General features: G+C 46.5%; 5 protein-coding genes. 2 read left to right on the top strand and 3 right to left on the bottom strand.

Translation table 11 applies throughout. The annotated features are described in order from the left end of the window. The first annotated feature begins 510 nt into the window (after positions 1 to 510). Both C7B77_RS30345 and ureG read left to right on the top strand, forming a co-directional pair. Positions 511 to 1,437, top strand: a complete 927-nt coding sequence (locus tag C7B77_RS30345) for a hypothetical protein (RefSeq protein ID WP_106310492.1) — start codon at positions 511 to 513, stop codon at positions 1,435 to 1,437. 303 nt (positions 1,438 to 1,740) lie between these two features. Continuing rightward, positions 1,741 to 2,337, top strand: coding sequence for an urease accessory protein UreG (gene ureG, locus C7B77_RS23180; protein WP_015162140.1), 597 nt, complete (start codon positions 1,741 to 1,743; stop codon positions 2,335 to 2,337). Positions 2,338 to 2,968: 631 nt separating this feature from the next. Here ureG and C7B77_RS23175 read toward each other — a convergent pair. The 3 genes from C7B77_RS23175 to C7B77_RS23165 form a co-directional block, all read right to left on the bottom strand. Further along, positions 2,969 to 3,355, bottom strand: coding sequence for an AbrB family transcriptional regulator (locus C7B77_RS23175; protein WP_015162138.1), 387 nt, complete (start codon positions 3,353 to 3,355; stop codon positions 2,969 to 2,971). A 160-nt stretch (positions 3,356 to 3,515) separates the two neighbouring features. Beyond that, entirely contained in the window at positions 3,516 to 4,388 is an 873-nt protein-coding gene (locus tag C7B77_RS23170; protein ID WP_106310489.1) for a lipopolysaccharide assembly protein LapA domain-containing protein, read from the bottom strand. Positions 4,389 to 4,677: 289 nt separating this feature from the next. Then, entirely contained in the window at positions 4,678 to 5,289 is a 612-nt protein-coding gene (locus tag C7B77_RS23165; RefSeq protein WP_106310495.1) for a flavin prenyltransferase UbiX, read from the bottom strand. Positions 5,290 to 5,323: the final 34 nt, after the last annotated feature.

Genomic DNA, 5,323 nt, shown 5'->3' with positions numbered 1-5,323 from the left:
AGACTCCAATCCAAATTTCAAATACGATTCAACATATCTACAACCTTATTCTATAATCTTCTGGCGGGAAGGGAGTAGAGGCGATCGAGTTAATCACCCCTAACTCAAAATTATTAACTATTCTCGATCGGAGGGAAGTTTGATATCGGAAAAAGGGAAACTGATTTTCCAGTATTAACAAACTGACGATGCTAATGATGACGATGACTAATTTCACTGCTAGGGACTAGGAGATAGGGGGTATGGGGTATACTCACAGCTTGCACCAGTATGTAAAAACTGATAAAAATAGCCTCGAAATTTACTGCCAAGTACTAAAAGTACTTACTATCTACTATCCACTATCTACTATCCATGGTCTTTTTGAGTGGTGGTGCCTTGTCGCAGACTAGTCTGTAGATATTTTGTGTGGCAATGCTGTTATTTGTCAGTGGCGATCGATTGCGCACTAGAGGTAAAATCGAGCTATAAGATATTTTAAAAGTTAGTTATCTAGATAGGTATGTAGAGATGAAACAAAAAATTTACCTCAGCATCTGTCTATTATCGATCGGGATATTAACCGCATGTGGCAAGAAAAACCCGCCACCGATAGCGGTGGTTTCGCCTACACCCACGCCGATAGTAACACCCGTGGCACCATCGCCTGTAGCGGTCGTGCCGACTCCTACTCCAACTCCAATAGTGACGCCAACGCCGACACCAAGCGTGGGGGTTACTAAAGTCAAACCGACAGCCCAAGTACCATCGAAAACGACGATTTCAGAGTTACCAACATCTCTCTATCCACAACCTACCCCGGTCGCGATTCCGGTACCTGTCGAAACAGTTCCACCCAAGATCGCTATCAAAGCCAATCCCAAGCCAGAGCCACTTTCTAAGCTCAAAGCCCCCGCAGATGCCAATCGGCAAATTACCCCTGTCGGCATTGGTGCGGCCAAGATTGGCATGACTTTTGGGGATCTAAAATCACAAATGGGTTCTGGATACAATTTTCCCATCAAAACTAACTTTATTGAGGGGTTTGATGCGATCGCCGTTACCAAAGGCAGAACCGTACAGTATTATATCCCCTACCCTGCCGGAACTAATTTTGGCGATGCCGATCGGATTCAACATTTAATGACAGATAATCCGAGCTACCGCACGCAGCAAGGTGTCGGCCCTGGTACGCCTATCAAACAAGCTGCCACGGTCTATGGGGGTGCGACTCTAACTCTGAGCAAAGAAAACGAGTCTCATGAGTTTATTAATTTTAATCAGCAACCCAGCGGTTTGGCATTTCGCCCCAAACCAATTGGCAAGCGGGCTTTTGCTGGCAATTATCCTGAAAGTGATGACGAATATCTCAAAACTCAAAAATACGATAATCGTGCTGCGATCGGTCAGATCACTGTATCCTGTCCGGAAGAACAATGCGCGCAAGAATCTCAGTAACCTCAGATCTTGCCACCATGTGTAGCTTCGAGCGTCGCGCGGCGATCGGTTAGATCGCGGTATCCTGTCCTGAAGAACAATGCGTGCAAGAATCTCAGTAACAGCAGATCTTGCTACCATGGATAGCTCCTATTACTGCGACAACATCAGGGTACCCACAAGCGACGCGGGTTTCCCAAATGATTCGCGCGTCAAGACAGGGGCACTCTTAGATCTATGCTAATTACTAGTATTTTTAGATTGTTACCTAAAGCCTAAAGCCTAAAGCCTAAAGCCTAAAGCCTACCCTCTACCCCCTAAATTATGAATCCCCTCCGTGTTGGCATTGCTGGGCCTGTTGGTTCCGGTAAAACCGCATTACTCGATGGTTTGTGCAAGCAGCTACGCGATCGATATCAGTTAGCTGTAGTGACCAATGATATCTATACGCAAGAAGACGCTCAATTTCTGGTCAGAAGTCAGGCTCTAGACTCAGAGCGGATTATCGGTGTCGAAACTGGTGGCTGTCCGCATACTGCCATCCGGGAAGATGCCTCAATGAATATTGCCGCGATCGAACAATTAGAACGCCAATTTACCGATCTCGATATCGTCTTCCTCGAAAGTGGCGGCGACAATCTGGCGGCGACCTTTAGCCCCGAACTAGTCGATCTGACTATCTACACGATCGATGTCGCAGGTGGCGATAAAATCCCCCGCAAGGGCGGCCCCGGCATTACCAAGTCAGATTTATTGGTAATTAATAAGATCGACTTGGCGGCTCAAGTAGGTGCCGATCTGGGCATTATGGAGCGGGATAGTATTAAGATGCGCGGAGCTAAACCGTTTATTTTTACTAATCTTAAACTGGGGACGGGGTTGGCGGAGGTCGTCAATTTTATTGTCGATCGCGTTCGCTAAGTAATCCAAATTGTAGCCGTAGCTACAATTTGGATTTTCGATCTTATCGCTGCTAACAATATTTGCGAAGTAACCGATCGAAATTAGCTGCTGCTGGGGAAATAACCAGCAAATAACATTTAGATTTAGGCAGATTATCGCCGATCGCAAAGTAGGGGCAATTTATGAATTGCCCCTACTTTGCGATCGGCTCTGGAGTCTCGAACGTGTTATCTCTCGCTTGCTAAAGCCTATTAGCTGTACTGGGTAAAGTTCTTAGTACTTTTGCAAGGTCGGCGATCGCAAAGCCACTGGCATGGCACATCGGGATCGCTCGATCTTTTTCCAGCTAGGAGACATTCAAAGTACCTAACTTTAGAGCTGTTATGCATCTATAGAATGACACAGATAGACAATATCTATATCGCATATAGTTCCACTTAGCTAATGCTGTGGCGATCGCAATGCCAACCAGATCGCTACGCTGGTTCGTCGCGTGGACTGGTACGATTCGATCGCATTGTGGCAATTTTGGCTGAAAGTTGGTAGGCGTGCATCTAAACACAAAAAATCGGACAGTTGCTAGCACTGCCCTGAGATTTCCTAAGTAAGCGACAGAAGTCGTGAATTAGTACGGCTTCTATCGTTCGACCTAATTATCTTGAACCAAATGGATGTGTTTGTAGCCTAATTTGATACTGAAAGTATCGCCCTCTTTTAAGCCCATTTCTTTGGTGTAAGCAGCCCCAATCAACAGTTGACCATTCTTGTGAACGGTCGCCTTATAAGTAGCGGTTTTACCGCGATTATCTCTACTGGTTTCGTCAAGTTTGACTCCTTTGGCTGTGAGCACAGCATCGTAAAATCCAGACAGATCGGTGCGGGTAACACCAGCTTTGGTAGTTTTCACATAGCCACACTGTGTTGCTGTTTCACGTTTGGCCAGATGTGAAAGTTCTTTGACTTTTTGAAGTAAAGCTTTACCAGTCAGTGGTGTTGTAGGGATGGTTGGTTCTGCTACGGAATCGACTTTAGACATAGTTTAATTTGTGGTTACGGCGGATATTTTTGGCAGATATACAGTTTACTTCATGTATTCACCAAGATGAAGCTCACTTCATATTAGTATATTATGCACTTAATTATAATTATAGTTCCAATTAATTTTAAAGTTAACTAGAATTTTACGCCGATCGCTGTCAATTTGCTCTTGCAGGTGTATCCCGATCGTCAAAATCAAAGCCCCAATCTTCATCATCTAGATTACTTGAAGGTTTGGAGCGATTTAGAGATGTTGGTTTGACTGAAGCGGGAGATTTGTCATCATCATCGATTGGCTCGTACTCAAAATCTTCTGAATCCGGATCGTCATCAAATTCAGTTTCTAGCGGCTGCTTATAAGGCGGCTGAATCAATCTAAAATCAGCATCGTATACTTCACGACTAGTTTGGGTGCGATCGCGCTCTAGAGGTCGATCTTCTGGCTCTAAATCAGCTTGTTGGCGCAGTCGCTCTGACGAAGAAACAAACCGAGCATCGTCCTCAATTGGCGAGTTATCGATGGTCGATCGAGCGTTTTTGGGACGGGGTGGAGGGGAATCTTCCCAGTCTAGTTGACGATTTGATGCTGGTTTTTCGTCCCAATCATCATCGTCATCGACACGATTTGGCGGTGTAAAAGGCTGACTGGAACGCAGATCCTGACGCTCGGCAGCAGTCGATCGATAGCTGCGAAATCTACTAGTTCCAGATGGTGCCCGATCTGGTTTATCGCGGACTGAATCTGCTTCAGTTTCAGATGAGGTATAAGTAAAAACATCTTCATCTTGCTGTTGCAATCGCGATTGCAATTGCCGAATCTGACGTGCGAGCCGACGCTTATCGATCGAGATTAAAAGTTGGATCGAGCAACTTGCCAAAAACCCCGCTCCGATAGCAATTATCAGCCATACCCCGATCGGTAACGATACTGTAGGTTGATTGAGAATAACTACCGTCATCAGCGGCGAGAGGTTCGATCCCACCACAATTCCTAATAAGATCGGTACCAATAGGAGGATGATGATTTTCATAAATTAATGATGGGTGGGTAGTGGATAGTGGATAGTGGATAGTGAATAGTGAGTAGTAGACAGTGAATAGAAAGTTTGAACGCAAGCGTCTTTGTCTCCTCGTCCCCCTTTCCCCAGTTTTCCTCTCTCCCCGTCTCCACCGATAACTCACACCTAGCAACTTACTCCCTTCCCACTCAAGAAATAGATAATCTCGATTTGTGATGTCGGTCGTCTATTCACTATTCACTATTCACTATTCACTCACTACTTTAGATGTCTAATTTGACACTGGGAAGAGAGTAGGTAATTAACTATCGGTCTTCCAGCGGTTAATGGGAATACAGTCGATATCGAGACGATCTAAGGCTCTCGCAACGACAAAATCGACCAAATCGTCGATCGATTGGGGTTTGTGATACCAAGCGGGACAAGCTGGCACGATTGCAGCTCCAGCTTCGGCAAGCGCAGTCAGATTGCGGAGGTGAATTAGGCTAAAGGGGGTTTCGCGGGGGACTAATACTAGTTTACGGCCTTCTTTGAGCTGGACGTCGGCGGCGCGTTCGAGGAGGTCGCCGCTGAGTCCGTTGGCTAATTTAGCGACGGTGCTCATGCTGCACGGGAGGATCAACATGCCTTGGGTGCGGTAGGATCCGCTGGCGATGTTGGCACCGACGTCGCCCCAACGGTGACAGCGGAGTTTTCCGGCGGTGGGGACGCCTGCGCGTTCGCGCCAGAATTCGGCTTGTTCTTCTGGTTCGGGGGGCAATCTAATCTGGTCTTCGGCTTGAAAGACCATAGCGGTAGATTTGGAGGCGACTAGTTCGATCTGATAGTCGGCGGCAAGGAGGTATTTAACGGCTCGGATGGCATAAATTAAGCCGGATGCGCCAGTGACGCCGAGGATGAGGGGTTTATTCAAAGCTAGTTGGGAGTTAGGAGTTAGGAGTTGCGGA

This window comes from Chamaesiphon polymorphus CCALA 037 (assembly GCF_003003845.1).
Lineage (GTDB): Bacteria > Cyanobacteriota > Cyanobacteriia > Cyanobacteriales > Chamaesiphonaceae > Chamaesiphon > Chamaesiphon polymorphus.
The sequence above is the reverse complement of the archived record's forward strand: the minus strand, read 5'-3'. Positions and strand labels throughout refer to the sequence as shown.

Excerpts from the sequence above, each read along its gene's own strand:
- C7B77_RS30345 (WP_106310492.1), top strand. The coding sequence starts at position 511 with ATGAAACAAAAAATTTACCTCAGCATCTGTCTATTATCGATCGGGATA.
- ureG (WP_015162140.1), top strand. The coding sequence starts at position 1,741 with ATGAATCCCCTCCGTGTTGGCATTGCTGGGCCTGTTGGTTCCGGTAAA.
- C7B77_RS23175 (WP_015162138.1), bottom strand. The coding sequence starts at position 3,355 with ATGTCTAAAGTCGATTCCGTAGCAGAACCAACCATCCCTACAACACCA.
- C7B77_RS23170 (WP_106310489.1), bottom strand. The coding sequence starts at position 4,388 with ATGAAAATCATCATCCTCCTATTGGTACCGATCTTATTAGGAATTGTG.